Genomic DNA, 16,518 nt, shown 5'->3' on the forward strand with positions numbered 1-16,518 from the left:
CTGCCAACGCAGCCTTCACCTGATGACAAAGCAAATCCTCTTCAAAACGCTCCTTGTTTGCTCCGTGCAAGCAGGGAGTGTTTTTTTTGTTCATGACGCAGCAGCGCAAAACACCAGCGAGATAGGCCTTGGCCTAGGTGCGCTCAATTACAAAGGAGAACTGGCACCCGAGTACCGTTTCCTGAATAACAGGCCCGCTGTTTCGGCCTTTTATCGGAAAGATGTATCGGCTCCGGTAACGCTACGCGGCACCGTGACCTATGGCTTAATACGCGCCAACGATGCCGATTTAACCGGCGAAAGTGGTAACCCCCTGCCGCTGCCTACTTACCGGCAAGCAAACCTGAAAGGCTCGCTGCTTGATGTAGCAGCTACACTCGAGTACAACTTTTTCGACTTCCACAACCGCCGCGACAAGGTGCATTTCACACCTTACGTGTACACTGGTATTGCTGGCTTCCTTGGGTTCACTCGCTTATCTGGGCCGTTGCCGGGCTTCAGCGAGAATAGCAACACCCTAGGGTTAGCTATTCCAGCAGGGGTGGGCGTCAAGTTGGCTTTATCCCGGCGTTGGAACCTCGGTCTTGAAACGGGTGCCCGGCGGGCCCTCACCGATTTGCTCGATCATGTGAAAGACCAAAGCCCTACGGTAGCTAACCGATTTGATAAGGATTGGTATTACTATTCAGGGGTAAGCGTGTCGTTCACATTCTACAAAATCAACTGTCCCGATTCGTATAAGGACAATCCGGCGTTGCTTCGCTAACCCACTCAAATCCGGGCGTGTGCAACCATTTGCGTAACTTGCGGCCTCTTTTACGCAAACACTACGCATGTCGGTCCCATCAGCCATAGACCCCACTCGCATCCCCGCACACGTTGCCGTTATCATGGACGGCAACGGCCGTTGGGCCAAGAAGCGCGGAGGACTACGCATCTTCGGGCACCAAAGTGCCATTACCGCTGTTCGCGAAACAGTGGAGGCTGCTGCCGAGCTTGGTGTATCGTTTCTGACGCTCTATGCTTTCTCAACAGAAAACTGGGGGCGTCCGAAGCACGAGGTAATGGCGCTGATGCAACTGCTGGTGCACACCATCCGGCAGGAAACACCAACGTTGCTGAAAAACAACATCAAGTTGCATGCAATAGGTGATACGTCGCAGTTGCCAGCAGCATGTCAGCGCGAGTTGGCGGAGGCAATTGAGATGACCGCAGCTGGTTCGCGTACGACGCTGGTGTTAGCGCTTAGCTACAGCGGGCGTTGGGATCTGGCCCAGGCTGCCCGTAAGCTCGCCGTTGATGTGGCAGCCGGGAACGTTGTACCCGAAGCCGTGACGGAGGACCTGTTGGCAGGTTATCTTTCTACGGCTGGTATGCCCGATCCGGGGCTGCTGATCCGTACTAGTGGCGAGCAACGCATTAGCAATTTTCTGCTGTGGCAGCTGGCCTACACCGAGCTGTATATTACCGAACTGCTGTGGCCGGATTTCCGCCGCGAGCATTTCTACGAAGCTGTTCTGGCCTACCAAAGCCGCGAACGGCGCTTCGGCAAAACCAGTGAGCAACTGACCGTTTCGTAAGTTTTCCTTCGATGAATCCTTTCTTTTTGCGGCTAAGCAGCGTTATGCTAGCCGGGCTGTTGCTAGGGGTGGCCGAGCCGCTTAGCGCGCAAACGCAGCCGGGCGGCAGAGCCAATAGCCAAGAGCCGCAGCGCTACGAAATTGGTGGTATTACCGTCACGGGAGCCCGCTTCCTTGATGCCAATACCTTGGTGGGCCTTACCGGCCTTAAGGTAGGCGACCCGGTTACCATACCGGGCGAAGAGCTGGGGCGTGCTATTCGTAAGCTGTGGGACCAGGGTATCCTAGGTGACGTGCAGGTAGTTGTCGACCGTGTAGAAGGCAATCGGGTGTTCCTCAACTTTCAGTTGAAGGAACGGCCGCGCTTGTCCAAAATCTTCTTCACGGGTATCAGCAAAACCCAAGCCGATGACCTGCGCAACAAGGTTAAGATTGTGCGCGGCAAGGTGGTTACCGATGCCTTGCTCAGCAATACGCGCCAAGCCGTTCGGAAGTTTTACACCGATAAGGGCTTCATGAACGTGAAGGTCAACATCACGCAGGAGGCCGATTCTTCCTTGCCCAACAGCGTGGAGTTGGTAATCGATGTAAACAAAGGTGACAAGGTTCGCATCACTGACATTGCCTTCGTCGGAAACGAAGCTATTGCCGACGGCAAGCTGAAAGGCAAGATGAAGAAGACCAAAGAGAAGAAACCCTACAAGTTTCTTAACTCTGGTAAATTTCAAAAAGCCGAGTTTGAAGCCGATAAGGAAAAGGTTATCGAGTTCTACAACTCGCAAGGCTACCGCGATGCAATCATCACGGCCGACTCGCTGGTTACCGTTAAGGACAAGAAAGGCGAAGCCGAAAAGCTGCAGCTGCGCATCTACGTAGAGGAAGGACCGAAGTATTATTTCCGCAATATCTCCTGGAACGGAAATTACCTCTACGACGACAAAACCCTGGCCTCGGTATTAGGCATTAAAAGGGGGGATACGTACAGCAAAGAGTCGCTGGATAAGCGTCTGAACTACAACCCCACGGGGCAGGACGTGACGTCGCTTTACATGAACGACGGCTACCTGTTCTTCCAGATCGATCCGGTGGAGACCCGCGTGGAAGGTGACTCAATTGATATTGAGATGCGCCTTACGGAAGGGGTGCAGGCTCGTATCAAAGACATCAACATTGCCGGCAACACCAAAACGTCGGACCACGTAATCCGGCGCGAGCTGCGTACCCTGCCCGGCGATAAATTCAACCGCGAACTACTCATTCGTTCGCAGCGTGAACTAGCTTCCCTAGGTTATTTCGACCCTGAGAAGGTGGGCATGAACCCCGTGCCAAACCCGGCCGATGGTACTGTAGACATTAACTACACCGTGGCGGAGAAACCTTCCGATCAGATTACGCTATCTGGTGGCTGGGGCGGTTACGCTGGCTTCATTGGCACCGTTGGCTTGGTGTTCAACAACTTCTCGCTGCGCAAGGCATCTGAGCTGCGTAACTGGCGCCCGGTGCCTGGTGGCGATGGTCAGCGCTTGGCCCTGAACGTGCAGGCCAACGGCTTGCAGTACCAATCGTACTCGTTCTCGTTTACGGAGCCGTGGTTGGGTGGCCGTAAACCGAATGCGCTTTCTTTTACCCTAAACAAGAGCATTCAGCGTTTCGCCAATGGCAGCAATTTTGATGTACGTGCGGGTAGCTACATTAAAGTAAACAGCGCTTCGGTGAGCCTAGGTCGCCGTCTGCGTTGGCCCGACGACTACTTCACGCTGAGCAACAGTTTGTCGTTTAGCCAATACAAGCTGAAGGACTACCCGTACTTCCAAGGCTTTAGCACGGGCAACGCAAACAACTTCACCTTCAATACCACGCTGGCGCGCAACAGCACCGATAACCCCACCTTCACGCGTCGGGGCTCGGCATTGTCTTTGTCTCTGAACCTGACGCCGCCTTATTCGATATTTCCAGGGGCACACCCGAACGTGAACGAATGGGTGGAGTTCCACAAGTGGATGTTTGATGCCTCGTGGTTTACGCCCCTAGGTGGCAAGTTCGTACTGAACACCCGGGCACACTTCGGCTTTATCGGACGCTACAACCAGAACCGCGCAATTGGTCCGTTCGAGCGGTTCAAGCTAGGCGGCGCCGGTTTGGGCTTCGGCGGAGCAGCCAACTTCTTGGTTGGTACCGAGTTTGTGGGCTTGCGTGGCTACGACGACCCGAACGAGCAGTTTGCAATTCAGGCACCTAACTCGTCGGGTGGTGTAGCTTACAACAAATACGTGATGGAGTTGCGTTATCCGGTGTCGCTGAATCCGGCGGCCACGGTGTACGTGCTGGGCTTTGCCGAAGCAGGCAATGCCTTCGAAAATTATTCCACTTACAACCCCTATAAGCTGTACCGTTCGGCGGGCATTGGGGCGCGTATTTTCATGTCGGCATTTGGTTTGCTAGGTTTCGACTACGGCTACGGCTTCGACACCGTAACGCCGTACTCGCCTACCACCGGTAAGCAAGACCGGGGCAAATTCCACTTCATCATTGGTCAGCAAATTCGCTAAGGCACCAAACAGCCAGGGGCCGGCGTTCTGTAGTATATGAGACGACTATTGTTTGCACTGCCCCTGTTGTGGTTGGCGCTGATGCCTAGCCTTGTGCGCGCCCAAAAGTTCGGCTACATCGATTCGGAGTTCATAATGAGCAAGATGCCCGCTTATGCGCAGGCACAGCAAGAGCTGAACACCATGTCGCAGAACTGGCAAAAAGACTTGGAGGCTCAGAAGAAAGACCTCGACCGGCTGTACCGCACGTACCAAGCCGAAGAGGTGCTGCTGACCGAGCCCATGAAGAAGAAACGCCAAGATGAAATCCTGAAGAAGGAGCAAGACATCAAGGCGTACCAAAACAAGGTCTTCGGCTACGAGGGCCAGCTGTTTAAAAAACGGCAGGAGCTCACCAAGCCGGTACAAGACCAAGTATTTGAGGCGGTGGAGAAAGTGGCCAAGAAGAAGCAATTGGCCATTATCTTCGATAAGTCGGGCGACCTGACTATGCTTTATACCAATCCTGCACACGACTACACGGAATTTGTGCTCGAAGAATTGGGTTTAGCATCTGAGGAGCGCAACCAGCCCGCCGCAAAAGGCCCGGTGCGCACCGTAGAAACGCCTGCCACGCCCGGCGGAGCAGCCGACGATGCTGAGTTTGAAGACCAGCGCCCGGCCGCAAAGCCTGCGCAGCCGGCTAAGGGCAAACAGCCCGCCCGCTCGGGTGCCCGGAATAATTAACTTTGTGAATCTAACCCTCCTGACTTTTTCCTCTCAATGACCCTGACCCGCAAGTTTCGCCTCGTGTTGGCCGCCGCAGCCCTTACGCTGGCTGCCGCTCCTGCCACCCTGGCTCAGACTGCTCCGGCCACTGCGTCGGCTTCGCTGAAGATCGGCTACACCAACGTTGACTACGTGTTGAGCCAGATGCCCGAAAGCCGTCAGATCGAATCGCAGCTGAAGGATTACAGCACGCAGCTGGAAAACCAGCTCAAGACGAAGTACCAAGACTATCAGACTAAAGCCGAAGCCTACCAGAAAGGCGCGGCTACGATGTCGGACCCGGTGCGTGCTGATAAAGAAAAAGAACTCACCAACCTGCAGCAATCCATTCAGGAGTTTCAGCGCAATGCTGAGTCGTCGGTACAGCAAAAGCAGCAGCAACTGCTGAAGCCCGTGTACGACAAGCTGCAGAAAACCATCGACGTAGTAGCCGACAAGAATGGCTACACCTACGTGTTCAACTCCGATGCTGGCTTTGGCACAACTCCGATTCTGCTGCACGGCCCGAAAGATGGCGACATCTCGGATTTGGTATTGAAAGAAATGGGTGTAACGCCTGGCCAGAACAACCAAGCTGCTGCTTCGGCTAAGCCGGCCGGTACCACGCCTGCTGCACCGGCCGCTCAGCCTGCCAGCAGCAAAACCAAGGTTAAGAAGAAGTAATACTTCTGTTGCTTTGCCCGAAAGCCGGGGCCTGCTGCTAGGCCCCGGCTTTTTTATGTTGGCACTCCTTTGCGCTTACTGCCCTATGCACGAGCTAGACCCCGACCTGCTGCCCGATGACCCCTTCTTAGGTGCCGCAGCTGAAGAAGACGAGCTTTACGAACACCACCGCATTCAGGCTGATGGTCGGCAGGAGGCCATGCGGCTCGACAAGTTTCTGCTAAACCGGCTTCCCAACGTGTCGCGTACCAAGGTGCAGGCGGGCATCGAGGCGGAAGCCGTGCAGGTAAACGGTAAGCCGGCAAAATCAAGTTATAAGGTGAAGCCCGGCGACGTAATTACCGTTACGCTGCCCGAGCCACCTAGGGAAGATAAAGTCATTCCGGAGCCGATGGAACTGGACATTCGCTACGAGGATGACCAGCTGCTTATCGTGAATAAGCCCGCGGGGATGGTAGTGCACCCGGCGTACGGGAACTGGAACGGCACGCTGGTGAATGGCTTGGCTTGGCACCTACAAAACCTGCCCACTGGCCGTAACGGCGCCATTCGGCCAGGCCTCATTCACCGCATCGATAAGGATACCTCGGGGCTGCTGGTGATTGGCAAAACCGAGCTGGCCATGACGCACCTGTCGAATCAGTTCTTCTATCATACCATCGAGCGCACCTACTTGGCATTGGTGTGGGGAGTGCCCAAGGAGGCGCAAGGCACCATCAGGGGCAACATTGGGCGGCACCCCAAGGACCGGAAGTTAATGTCGGTGTTTCCGGAGGGCAGCGAGGTTGGCAAGCATGCCGTAACGCACTACCGACTGCTGCAAAGCTTTGGGCACGTCAGCTTGTTGCAGTGTAACCTCGAAACCGGGCGTACGCACCAAATTAGAGCGCACATGAAGCACATTGGGCACCCACTATTCGCCGATGCCGCCTACGGTGGCGACCGTATCCTATACGGACAGCGTACGGGTACTTACAAAACTTTTGTCGAGAACACTTTCGATGTGATGCCGCGGCAGGCGCTGCATGCTAAGTCCCTAGGTTTTGTACACCCCACCACTGGCAAACAGATGCAATTTGAAGTCGAAATGCCAACCGATTTTCAGGCAGCTTTGGAACGGTGGGATAAGTACGCCGGCCAGCCTGCATAACGAACATCCAAAAAGGCCATAAAAAAGCCCGCTACAACAACGTAGCGGGCTTTTGCTTACTCAGGGTATACCCAAGATTATTTCTTCTTTACAGGAGCTTTAGCGCCCGTCGACTTGGCAGTGGTTTTGCCTTTTCCGTTGATGTCGTTGATAGCAGCTGTTGCTTGCGCATCACCGGGGTTCAAGGCCAAAGCTTGCTGCCAGTAGGGGAGCGAGGCTTGCTTGTCGCCTTTCTGGTAGTAGTAGTAGCCGAGGTAACGATAAGCTTCGGTCAAGCCCGACTTGTTTTTCTCAGGGTCAGCTTTGGCCAGCTCGATGTACTTCTCGTAGTGCGGCTTGGCAAGGCCTTGCTTTGAGTCCGGGTCGAGGTTGGCATTGGCCTGGGCGCGCAGCATGTAGCCAGGGGCGTAAGTGGGGCGTGCCGTCACTACAATGTTCAGCAGGCTGTCGGCTTGGGTGTACTGCTTGTTCAGCGAGTACACATTGGCCAGGCGCACTTGGTCGGTAAGCTGAGCACCACCAGCCATTTTGGCTTTGTACACGCCAATGGCTTTGGCGTAGTCTTTCTTCAGCAGGTAAGCCGAAGCCAGGTCGTTTTGCAGTTCGGCAGCTTTGCTGGGGTCAGCCTTAATAGCGCGTTCGATGATGGCAATACCTTCGTCCGAACGGCCTGCCTTGGTCAGGATCTTGCCTTGGTACACGTAGTCTTCCGTCAGGATTTTATCCTGCGGAACCATCTTCATGTACTTATCCATGGCCGCCAGAGCTTGGTCGTTCTGGTTGGTGTCAAACAGCGTGTAAGCCAGCAGACGGTTCATGGTGACGTTGGTTGGGTCTTTGGCCAACACTTCCTGAATCTGCGCCAGAGCTTCGGGGTACTTCTTGTTGAGGTACAGGAAGGCGGCGTAAGTCGCTTGCGTGTTGGGCGACTTTTCCGACATGTCCGTGTACTTCTTCATCATTTCCGATGCTTGATCGTACTGGCCAGCGTAGTAATACATGTTGGCCATTTCGCGGTAAGCCGGCGCAAAGTTCGGATCGATGCTGATTACCTTCTGAAAGCTAGCCAAGGCATCTTTACCGTTGCGGGCGCGCACGTTTAGGCGGCCTTTGCGGTAATGGGCGGGCAGGTAGTTCGGATCAACGGTCAGAGCGCGGTCATAAGCAGTCATAGCTTCACCGCCGCCGTTCTCGCGCTTTTCATGCATGTCACCTAGGGCAACCAGCATCGCTGCATCATCCTTCTTGTTGACCTTCAGGGCTTGGTTGATGTACTCTATGCCCTTTTGGTTGTCCTTGATGTCCGATTCAGCGTACGCCTGACCAATGGCCGCCAAAACCTTAGCGTCCTTGTTCTTGGTCATTTTAGCAGCGGCCTCAAATTGAGCTTCAGCGTCACCTTTCTTGCCTTGTGCAAGGAAAGCCCGACCCGCAGATACTTTCGCCATCGGCGACTTGGGGTTGTTCGAGGCCAGGTTGAAGAAATAGGCAGCTGAGTCGGCTTTCTCCTGCATTTCGTACAGGCGGCCTAGCTCAAAAGCAGCTTCGAAGTTCGTGTTGGCTTGCGGCAACAGCGTACGCTTAGCTTCGCTGTAGCGCTCAAGCTGAATAGCCTTCTGGGCGCTTTGCACGTTCTGGGCAAATGCCGCAGTGCCGGCCAGCGAGAAAGCAGCGAGGAGCGTGAGCTTCCAGGGCTTATTGTTCATGAGGTGAGGGTGAGTGAAAAAGAAGGTGAGACAGTTTCGGAAGGTAAAGAGCAGGTTATTCGCGGTTGGCTTGTACAAGCCGTACCTGGCCAGTGGCAGGCATTAAACCTGATTTCAGAAAGATGAGTTGCCCTTTGTTACCGGCAACAAACGAAGCAAACCCAGTGCCAAGACCCGCCCGGGCCTCGCGGCTGATAATATAGAGCTTACGCCGTAGCGGATATTCGCCGGTTGCTAGGTAGGCTTGGTAAGGCTTTACGTAGTCGCTGGTGCGAGTAGGTTGCGAAGCTTTGCTGATAGCTGCTACGCGCACCTTTTGCAAAAAGCCCTGAGCTTGCGAGTCATCTTGGTCGCTGATCCAGTTAACACCGATTACGCCAATAGCGTTCGGATGGGTAGCAACGTAATCGATGAGCTTGGGGTTCGATTCACTGGCAAACACCTGCTTGGACAGGGCGGCTCCGCGGGTAATGGAATCTTGTACGTAGCGAGCAGTGCTGGAGCGGTTTTGGTCGAACACAACGTTGATATCGCCCAGCTTGCTGCTTTTGCTGCCCACTTGGCCCCACTTGGTAGTCGTGCCGGTAAAAATGTCGCGCAGCTGCACCATCGTCAGCAGCGAATCGGGGTTGGAGGGGTGTACGATAATGGCTACACCATCGGTAGCAATAGGCGTGGTGCGGGGCACAATCTTTAGCCGGTCGAATACCGCTTGTTCATCGGTATTAAGCGGCCGGGCCACCACAACGGCGCGCACTTTGTCGTCGAGCAAATCGCGCATTGCTTCTTGCTCGGGCTTATAGCTGGCGTCGATGCGCGCGTACTGATAAAGCTTCTGAAAGGTATCGACGTGCGACTTCAGAATAGGCTCAAAGGTATTATCAATGCTCACGCGGACATTGCCGGTGGTAGGCGTGTCGTCGACGGCTACGGAACCATCGGATTTGGTGCGGTTGCAGCTGCTGAGCAGGGTGGCACCTAGGGCCAATACCGCCCAAGCCGTACGGCTATTAGCGCTGAAGAGAATCATGGCGGTTGCGGAAGTGCTGACGAAAGGTGCGGAAGAAGCGAATCAGGCCGTAAAGAACAAACAAGCCGCCCACAATGCGGCGTGTAGTAGGAGGCAATGCAAACATGTGGGCCGGTGCTACCAACAAGAAAGTGCCCAAGCCCACATATACCGCGGCCATGAGGAGCACGAAATAGCGCATTGCCACGCGTTGGCTCTGGCCTCGGTTTACGCGGTCATCGGCATTGGTATCTAGCATATGCAAAATGTTGTCGGGAGAGGTATTTGCCTATCCTAACGCGTAAAAGTAGAACGTTTGTTCTCGCAAAGAAGATATAGTATTCCGAATGTTACCAATACAAAGCCAAAAGCCTGCCCGATATTGTTGCTCGGGCAGGCTTTTGCGACGTAAAAAGACAACTTCTTGTGCAAGCAGTACAGCGCTGCGTTAGTGAGCAATTTTGAACGTAATCGGGAGTGTGTAGCGCACCGAAACCGCACGGCCGTTTTGCTTGCCAGCTTGCCAGCGCGGCATAGTCCTGATAACGCGGGCCGCTTCTTCATCGGTGCCGTAACCCAGGCCTTTGATTACTTCAACATCCGTGATATCGCCAGCGGTATTCACCGTAAAGGCCACGAATACCTTGCCTTCTACTTGCGAACCTAAGGCTTGCGAAGGATAGCGCAGATTGCGTTGCAAGTATTTAACTAAGGCAGCTTGCCCACCTTCAAACTCGGGCATCACCTCAGCATGAAGGAAAATTTCTTCTTTGCGTGGCGTTGTGGTATTAGTGGTCGGAAGGCTGATTTCGCCCGTAGCTCCGTCGGTCGATACGCTAGCTGTGGCGCCAGTATCTCCTTTGGGGGCATCAACCGTTGTCAACAGTAGGTCATCCGAAACATCAATCTGTTGAGGGCGGGGCGGTACCAGGGCATCCTGCACTACCCGGGTAGCTACTTCCTTGAACTGGGGCGCTTTTGCGGCTGCAGGCGGAGGCGTAACCACCGGCTCCGCTGCCTTTGGCGGCAAAACTACGTCTGTTAGCGTCAGTACAGGCTCTTTATCGAGTGCAGGCGCTGTCAACTCTGCTTCGGGCCGCAGGTAGTTTACCACTAACGGAATTACGACCAGCAAGGCAAACAATGCTATGGCAATTGCCAAAGCACGACGGAGGTGTTGTGGATACACCTGACGCAGTTCAAAGGCGCCGTAGGCCTTGTTGCGTCCCTCAAACACAATCTCGTCTAGAGTGGGCGGGCGTAGCTGAAGCGGAGTCATACGGTTATTGTATTAGGTGAATGGTGGTACAGCTCTCTGGCCTGCCCAACTCCTTTTCTACTGCACAATCCCTAGGTAGCGCCTTCACTTTCCAAAACGCATGACTGTTTCGCCGCAGTATGCAGTTAGCCCAAAAAAATACAGTATGGCCAAAAGCAAAAGCCCGGTACAAGCCAATGCTTGTACCGGGCTTTTTTCTGTGTCCTTTTCAGGTCAGCAGGGTTACTTGATGGTGAAGGTAACCGGAACGGTGTACGACACGCTTACGGCGCGGCCGTTCTGCTTACCAGGGGTCCATGCAGGCATCCCTTTGATAACTCGTACTGCTTCTTCGTCGCAGCCAGCGCCGATGCCTTTCGTCACCGTTACGTTGGAAATCTCGCCGTTTTGGCCTACTACGAAATTCACGAATACTTTGCCTTCAACCTGATTGCGAAGTGCCAGGGGCGGGTACTTGATGTTCTTACCGAGGTATTGCATCAGGCCTTCCATGCCGCCAGGAGGGGTGGGCATCTGCTCTACGTAGGTGTAGACCTTCTGCTCCACTACTTCTTCTACAACCTTGTTGCCTTCGTCGCCGAGGCCGCTTAGGTCAAGGGGGTTATCGGTGTTGCCTTTTACGGTTGCCGTAGCCACCACTTTGTCTTCCAGTTCTTCCTGATCCGGAATCTCTTCTACCTTTTTCACTTCCTCGTCGCGCTTAACAACGGGCGGAGTGAATTTGATGGTCGAGAGCTTAGGCGGGGGGGGCGGCGGAGCCGTAGGTGGTGGGGGCGGAGGGGGCGGTGGCTGGTTCTCCAAGGGCGGAGCCTCCAGCACGATTTCCGTTTCCTTCTTGGGCTTCTCAATCACTTCTTCTTTCGGAGTCAGCAGGCGCGCAATCAGCGGAGCGCACACAAACAACGCGAAGAGGATTGTGGCCACTAGGAAAGCCCGCGTTACGTGCTTGTTGTACAGCCGTCGCAGTACGTACGCTCCGTAGGCTTTATTACGGCCTTCAAAGACGATGTCTTCGAAGGAAGCCCGGGCAATTTGGGCGTTATCCATCATAGGCCAGAAGATTTAATCAGATCTGTATCGTCCTTCGAAATGTCAACCAGCGCATACTTCTTCTGCTGGGTGATGTTCATTTCGTCGAGGATATCGACCATGTTTTTGTAGTTCGAGTTGTCGGCTGGCTTGATGAGTACCGTGGTGTTCGGCACGCGGCCCCGACGCTCTAGCAAGGTTTTACGAATGCCATTGCTCGAGAAGTCGGTAACCTTCAACTCGGGTTTGCTGGTAGCGTCAACAAGGCCTTCGTAGTAGTAAACCTTATTCTGCTCGCCAAGCAGTACCGTGAAAGCTTCAGACGCCTTCAGAGCGAGCGGCTCGGGGTCATTCGGCTCCGGCGGTACCGGCATCGTAATCTGCATCACGTTTGGTTTAGCAAACGTGGTGGTCAGCATGAAGAAGGTCAGCAGCAGGAAGGCCAAGTCCACCATCGGGGTCATGTCGATTTTGGTCGACATTTTCTTGGCCCGCTTCTTCCCGCCTTTTCCGCCGGAGTCGGCTTGTTGTTGTATTTCTGCCATTGAGCTTATTTGCTAGCCACCGGCTGCATTTCCAGGTCGGTGATGAGGTAGAAACGGTTCAACTTCTTTTCCTGCAGCGATTCGATAACGTCCTTCACCGTCGGCACATCCGCCTGTCCGTCGCCTTTGATGGCGATGTAAGGCGCTTGCTGGAATTGACCCACGCTAACCGAGCGAGCTGCCATCACCCATTCAATCATTTGATTGTTGAGCGAGTCGTACGGGATGCCGGGCTGCTTGTAGGCTTTGCGGTCTTCCGTACTCAAGCTTAGGTAAGCGGGCAGTTGCTGTACAGGAACACCAAAGTCAGGCAGAGCAGCAAAGCGCTGCTTTTGAGCTGGCGTGAAGGTAAGGTTGTACTTACCAGCAATCTGATCCAGCGTCTTGATCTTGATGGGCTGACCCGACATAGAAAAGAACACGCGCTTATCCTTGTCGATGGTAAGCTGGACAACGTTCTTCTCGGGCAACTGTTTTTCCGATGTGGACGAAGGGGTGTCTACCACCACGGCTACGTCTTCCGACGGCGTTGCGGTAAGCATGAAGAAGGTTACCAGCAAGAAGGCCAAGTCCACCATCGGGGTCATGTCCAGCGACGGCGACGTTCTGTGTGGTTTTACTTTAGGCATTTCTAGCTAGTTAAGAGGGTTTCAGAAACCGTAACGTACAATGCTATGCGTTTAGTTTACGCAGCACCGTGTACGCGCTCCTCACCATGCTGAGCAGCAAAGGTTTGAATAATGCTGAAACCAGCTTCGTCGATGCTGTAGGTCAGTTCGTCAATCTTGCTCGTGAAGAAGTTGTAAGCCACGATAGCAATAGCCGACGTCAAGATACCCAGAGCGGTGTTGATAAGAGCTTCCGAAATACCGTTAGCCAGACCTACTGCATCCGGAGCACCAGCGTTAGCCAGAGCGGCGAATGCGTTGATCATACCGAATACGGTACCGAGCAGACCAACTAGGGTAGCAACCGAAGCAAGGGTCGAGATGATAACCAAGTTTTTCTCGAGCATGGGCAGCTCCAGAGCAGTGGTTTCTTCGATTTCCTTCTGGATAGCCAGGATCTTCTGGTCTTTGTCCATGCCACGCTCGCGCGACATCTCTTGGTACTTCAGCAGGCCAGCCTTAACAACGTTGGCTACCGAGCCTTTTTGCTGGTCGCAAACGGCAATGGCGCCAGTGATGTCGTTCACGTTCAGCTTTTGGCGTACCGAGCGTACGAAGCCCTCAACACCTTTGGTGCCTTTGGCTTTGCTGATGGTGAGGAAACGCTCGATCGAGAAGGTAACCACGATGATCAACATCGACATCAGCACCGGCACGATGAAACCACCTTTGTACACAATGCCCAGGTAGTTGCCGGGTAGTGGGTGGTTGGCCGGGTTGTTGCCCTGGAAGTTGCCGGGGTTACCTAGAACGAACTTATAGATTGCAATAGCCACTGCCAGTGCCAGCGGAATTACGATGGCAGCGAATACAGAGCCGCCTTTCGCTTCGCCTGTCTTCGGCGCAGGTGCAGCAGGACGAGCCGGAGCCGCAGGCTTGTTCATGGCATTCTTTTGTTCCATTGTTCCGGAGAATTAGGGAAAGTTGGTTGGTGAAAAAGGTTGAACTGTGTTTGGAATGTAGATGAAACTACTGAAAGACCTAAGACAGCGGAGCCCCGCTCACCCGCACGATTTGCCTCTTGGGAAAAGAAGCCAAAAACGTGGGTCTGCTCGTGCGCGGGGCCTTCGTCCGTACTAGGTCTATCCTTGGCAAACCTAAACAAAAGGCTTTGCGTCGCCAAATTAAAAATGGGTCTAACGCGTTTAAACCGGTGTTTAACTCAAAAAAAGGCTATTTCTCGGTTTGTGTGTGAGCGTCATCCGAAGGCAAGTGCTTGGCTTCCTCCCAGTAACGGTCCATCTCAGCCAAAGTTAGCTCGGAGAGCGAACGACCAGTACGCGTTACTGCGCTTTCGAGGTATTGAAATCGATGTATGAATTTTCGATTTGTCTGTTCCAGAGCCTCTTCGGGATTAATGCCAGCAAACCGAGCGAAGTTTACGAGAGAAAACAACAAGTCGCCGAACTCTGCGGTAGCCCGGGCTTGGTCTTGCACCTCGCCGTTCTGAAACTCTGCGCCAAATTCAGCCAGCTCTTCCTGCACCTTGGCCCATACTTGCTCCTTGTGCTCCCAGTCGAAGCCAGCGCCACAGGCCTTTTCTTGTATGCGCATGGCCTTTACCAATGCCGGCAGTGATACAGGTACGCCGCCGAGTACAGATTTGTTCCCTTTCTCCCTGAGTTTCAGCTGTTCCCAGTTTCGCTTGACGTCTTCTTCGGTTTCGACTTGTACCTCGCCGTAGATGTGCGGGTGGCGGTGAATGAGCTTGTCGCACTGGGCATTGAGCACATCGGCTATGTCGAAGCGACCTTGTTCGCTGGCAATTTTGGCGTAGAAGACCAAGTGCAACATTACATCGCCAAGCTCCTTCTGAACTTCGGGTAGGTCTTCGCGCAAAATGGCATCAGCCAACTCGTATGTTTCCTCGATGGTGAGGTGGCGAAGCGTTTGCATGGTTTGCTTCCGGTCCCAGGGGCATTCGGCCCGCAGGCGGTCAAGCACATCCAGCAAACGTCCAAAAGCCGCCAGCTGTTCGGGCCGGCGAGCAGGGGTATTATAATCCATGATTGTCAAATATACGGTACCAAGGCAGAACGGGTCGAGTAGGTTAGCCGTTGTAGGCAGGCCGGGTGGTATTCCTTACTTTTGCTCGCTGAAAAAATCACATTGCTTGTGGCACTAATCAAATCCATCTCGGGCATTCGGGGCACCATTGGCGGCGCGGCGGGAGAGGCTCTCACCCCCATCGACGTGGTAAAATTCACGGCCGCTTTCGGCACGTGGGTGCTCAACCAAACCCAGAACCGCACCATCGTAGTAGGGCGCGACGCGCGCATCTCCGGCGACATGGTCAATAAACTGGTCATCGGAACCCTCCAAGGCCTTGGCATCAATGTCATCGACCTGGGGCTTTCGACCACACCTACCGTTGAAATGGCCGTGCCCGCACGCCAGGCTGGCGGCGGTATCATCCTGACGGCTTCGCACAATCCCAAGCAGTGGAACGCGCTAAAGCTGCTGAACAACAAAGGCGAATTTATTTCGGATGCCGATGGTAAGTTGGTGTTGGAACTGGCTGAGCAAGAAGCTTTCGACTTTGCGCAGGTAAACAACCTAGGACAGGTAACCACCGACGCCGAAGCGCTGCAGAAGCACATCGAAGCCATTCTGGCGCTGCCGTTGGTGGATGTAGATGCCATCCGGGCTAAGCACTTCCGAGTAGCAGTTGATGCCGTAAACTCGTCGGGCGGGTTTGCCGTGCCGATGCTGCTCGAGGCCCTAGGTGTCGCGAAAGTTGAGAAGCTTTTCTGCGAACCCACCGGCGACTTTGCCCACAATCCCGAGCCACTCCCCGAAAACCTGCGCGACATTTCGCGGGTGATTGAGAAAGGCAACTTCGACCTAGGCATTGTAGTTGACCCCGACGTTGACCGCCTCGCGCTGGTAAGCGAAGACGGCTCGATGTTCGGCGAGGAGTATACCCTGGTAGCTGTGGCCGACTACGTGCTGCAGCAGCAAGGCGGCGGCAACACCGTAAGCAACCTGAGCAGCACCCGCGCCCTGCGCGACGTAACCGAGAAACACGGCGGCTCTTACGCCGCTGCCGCCGTAGGCGAGGTGAACGTGGTAACCATGATGAAGCAAACCAACGCCGTGATTGGCGGCGAAGGCAACGGCGGCATCATTTACCCCGAGCTGCACTACGGCCGCGACGCGTTGGTAGGCATTGCGTTGTTCCTGACGCACCTCGCCAAAACGGGCAAAACCATGACTGCCCTGCGCGCTTCGTACCCGAACTACTTCATCTCGAAGAACAAGATCGAGTTGACGCCCGAAATCAACACCGACCAGGTGCTGGTGCAAATGCAGGAGCGTTACGCCAAGCAGCCCATCAACACCATCGATGGCGTGAAGATCGAGTTCGACAAGGAGTGGGTGCACCTGCGCAAATCCAACACCGAGCCGATCATCCGCATTTATGCCGAGTCGGAGTCGAACGCCACGGCCGACCACCTAGCCAACAAAATCATCGGCGACATCAAAGAGATTATCTCGGCGAAAGGCTAAGGGCGATTAACAACACACGCGGCTCCCGTTTTGCGTATTCGACACCTAGAAGACCTAGGAGC

General features: G+C 54.4%; 16 protein-coding genes. 7 read left to right on the forward strand and 9 right to left on the reverse strand.

The window, feature by feature from the left end; genetic code table 11:
* Positions 1-22: 22 nt before the first annotated feature.
* From porG to ASU33_RS16690, 6 genes are all read left to right on the forward strand, one after another.
* On the forward strand, positions 23-766 hold the full coding sequence (porG, locus tag ASU33_RS16665) for a type IX secretion system protein PorG (protein ID WP_059071965.1): 744 nt from the start codon (positions 23-25) through the stop codon (positions 764-766).
* 67 nt (positions 767-833) lie between these two features.
* On the forward strand, positions 834-1,580 hold the full coding sequence (gene uppS, locus ASU33_RS16670; RefSeq protein ID WP_059071966.1) for an undecaprenyl pyrophosphate synthase: 747 nt from the start codon (positions 834-836) through the stop codon (positions 1,578-1,580).
* Positions 1,581-1,591: 11 nt separating this feature from the next.
* Positions 1,592-4,129 (forward strand): outer membrane protein assembly factor BamA, encoded by a 2,538-nt coding sequence (gene bamA, locus ASU33_RS16675; RefSeq protein WP_059071967.1) that lies wholly within the window; start codon positions 1,592-1,594, stop codon positions 4,127-4,129.
* Positions 4,130-4,165: 36 nt separating this feature from the next.
* On the forward strand, positions 4,166-4,855 hold the full coding sequence (locus ASU33_RS16680) for an OmpH/Skp family outer membrane protein (RefSeq protein WP_059071968.1): 690 nt from the start codon (positions 4,166-4,168) through the stop codon (positions 4,853-4,855).
* Between the two features lie 36 nt (positions 4,856-4,891).
* The gene (locus tag ASU33_RS16685; RefSeq protein ID WP_059071969.1) at positions 4,892-5,560 is read left to right on the forward strand and encodes an OmpH/Skp family outer membrane protein; all 669 of its coding nucleotides are present in this window, start codon (positions 4,892-4,894) and stop codon (positions 5,558-5,560) included.
* Between the two features lie 85 nt (positions 5,561-5,645).
* Positions 5,646-6,710, forward strand: coding sequence for an RluA family pseudouridine synthase (locus tag ASU33_RS16690; RefSeq protein ID WP_059072763.1), 1,065 nt, complete (start codon positions 5,646-5,648; stop codon positions 6,708-6,710).
* A 77-nt stretch (positions 6,711-6,787) separates the two neighbouring features.
* Here the strand turns inward: ASU33_RS16690 and ASU33_RS16695 are convergent, their stop codons facing one another.
* From ASU33_RS16695 to mazG, 9 genes are all read right to left on the reverse strand, one after another.
* Entirely contained in the window at positions 6,788-8,416 is a 1,629-nt protein-coding gene (locus tag ASU33_RS16695; RefSeq protein ID WP_059071970.1) for a tetratricopeptide repeat protein, read from the reverse strand.
* A gap of 55 nt (positions 8,417-8,471) precedes the next feature.
* Positions 8,472-9,446, reverse strand: coding sequence for a PstS family phosphate ABC transporter substrate-binding protein (locus ASU33_RS16700; RefSeq protein WP_059071971.1), 975 nt, complete (start codon positions 9,444-9,446; stop codon positions 8,472-8,474).
* Complete coding sequence (locus tag ASU33_RS16705) at positions 9,427-9,684, reverse strand: hypothetical protein (protein ID WP_059071972.1); 258 nt, start codon at positions 9,682-9,684, stop codon at positions 9,427-9,429. The genes ASU33_RS16700 and ASU33_RS16705 overlap by 20 nt, the downstream gene beginning before the upstream one ends.
* A 189-nt stretch (positions 9,685-9,873) precedes the next feature.
* Positions 9,874-10,704, reverse strand: coding sequence for an energy transducer TonB (locus ASU33_RS16710; protein ID WP_059071973.1), 831 nt, complete (start codon positions 10,702-10,704; stop codon positions 9,874-9,876).
* A gap of 222 nt (positions 10,705-10,926) precedes the next feature.
* Positions 10,927-11,754 (reverse strand): energy transducer TonB, encoded by an 828-nt coding sequence (locus ASU33_RS16715; protein WP_286130621.1) that lies wholly within the window; start codon positions 11,752-11,754, stop codon positions 10,927-10,929.
* Positions 11,751-12,278: an ExbD/TolR family protein gene (locus ASU33_RS16720; protein WP_059071975.1), complete on the reverse strand. Its 528-nt coding sequence runs from the start codon at positions 12,276-12,278 to the stop codon at positions 11,751-11,753. Before ASU33_RS16720 ends, ASU33_RS16715 begins: the two co-directional genes overlap by 4 nt.
* Positions 12,279-12,283: 5 nt before the next feature.
* Positions 12,284-12,907, reverse strand: coding sequence for an ExbD/TolR family protein (locus ASU33_RS16725; RefSeq protein WP_059071976.1), 624 nt, complete (start codon positions 12,905-12,907; stop codon positions 12,284-12,286).
* 56 nt (positions 12,908-12,963) lie between these two features.
* Positions 12,964-13,830 (reverse strand): MotA/TolQ/ExbB proton channel family protein, encoded by an 867-nt coding sequence (locus tag ASU33_RS16730; protein ID WP_434060540.1) that lies wholly within the window; start codon positions 13,828-13,830, stop codon positions 12,964-12,966.
* 289 nt (positions 13,831-14,119) lie between these two features.
* Positions 14,120-14,953: a nucleoside triphosphate pyrophosphohydrolase gene (gene mazG / locus ASU33_RS16735; RefSeq protein WP_059071977.1), complete on the reverse strand. Its 834-nt coding sequence runs from the start codon at positions 14,951-14,953 to the stop codon at positions 14,120-14,122.
* Positions 14,954-15,061: 108 nt separating this feature from the next.
* Here mazG and glmM point away from each other — a divergent pair, with 108 nt between their 5' ends.
* On the forward strand, positions 15,062-16,456 hold the full coding sequence (gene glmM / locus ASU33_RS16740; protein ID WP_059072765.1) for a phosphoglucosamine mutase: 1,395 nt from the start codon (positions 15,062-15,064) through the stop codon (positions 16,454-16,456).
* Positions 16,457-16,518 lie beyond the last annotated feature (62 nt).

The organism is Solirubrum puertoriconensis, assembly GCF_001483135.1.
Lineage (GTDB): Bacteria > Bacteroidota > Bacteroidia > Cytophagales > Hymenobacteraceae > Solirubrum > Solirubrum puertoriconensis.

Excerpts from the sequence above, each read along its gene's own strand:
- porG (WP_059071965.1), top strand. The coding sequence starts at position 23 with ATGACAAAGCAAATCCTCTTCAAAACGCTCCTTGTTTGCTCCGTGCAA.
- uppS (WP_059071966.1), top strand. The coding sequence starts at position 834 with ATGTCGGTCCCATCAGCCATAGACCCCACTCGCATCCCCGCACACGTT.
- bamA (WP_059071967.1), top strand. The coding sequence starts at position 1,592 with ATGAATCCTTTCTTTTTGCGGCTAAGCAGCGTTATGCTAGCCGGGCTG.
- ASU33_RS16680 (WP_059071968.1), top strand. The coding sequence starts at position 4,166 with ATGAGACGACTATTGTTTGCACTGCCCCTGTTGTGGTTGGCGCTGATG.
- ASU33_RS16685 (WP_059071969.1), top strand. The coding sequence starts at position 4,892 with ATGACCCTGACCCGCAAGTTTCGCCTCGTGTTGGCCGCCGCAGCCCTT.
- ASU33_RS16690 (WP_059072763.1), top strand. The coding sequence starts at position 5,646 with ATGCACGAGCTAGACCCCGACCTGCTGCCCGATGACCCCTTCTTAGGT.
- ASU33_RS16695 (WP_059071970.1), bottom strand. The coding sequence starts at position 8,416 with ATGAACAATAAGCCCTGGAAGCTCACGCTCCTCGCTGCTTTCTCGCTG.
- ASU33_RS16700 (WP_059071971.1), bottom strand. The coding sequence starts at position 9,446 with ATGATTCTCTTCAGCGCTAATAGCCGTACGGCTTGGGCGGTATTGGCC.
- ASU33_RS16705 (WP_059071972.1), bottom strand. The coding sequence starts at position 9,684 with ATGCTAGATACCAATGCCGATGACCGCGTAAACCGAGGCCAGAGCCAA.
- ASU33_RS16710 (WP_059071973.1), bottom strand. The coding sequence starts at position 10,704 with ATGACTCCGCTTCAGCTACGCCCGCCCACTCTAGACGAGATTGTGTTT.
- ASU33_RS16715 (WP_286130621.1), bottom strand. The coding sequence starts at position 11,754 with ATGATGGATAACGCCCAAATTGCCCGGGCTTCCTTCGAAGACATCGTC.
- ASU33_RS16720 (WP_059071975.1), bottom strand. The coding sequence starts at position 12,278 with ATGGCAGAAATACAACAACAAGCCGACTCCGGCGGAAAAGGCGGGAAG.
- ASU33_RS16725 (WP_059071976.1), bottom strand. The coding sequence starts at position 12,907 with ATGCCTAAAGTAAAACCACACAGAACGTCGCCGTCGCTGGACATGACC.
- ASU33_RS16730 (WP_434060540.1), bottom strand. The coding sequence starts at position 13,830 with ATGAACAAGCCTGCGGCTCCGGCTCGTCCTGCTGCACCTGCGCCGAAG.
- mazG (WP_059071977.1), bottom strand. The coding sequence starts at position 14,953 with ATGGATTATAATACCCCTGCTCGCCGGCCCGAACAGCTGGCGGCTTTT.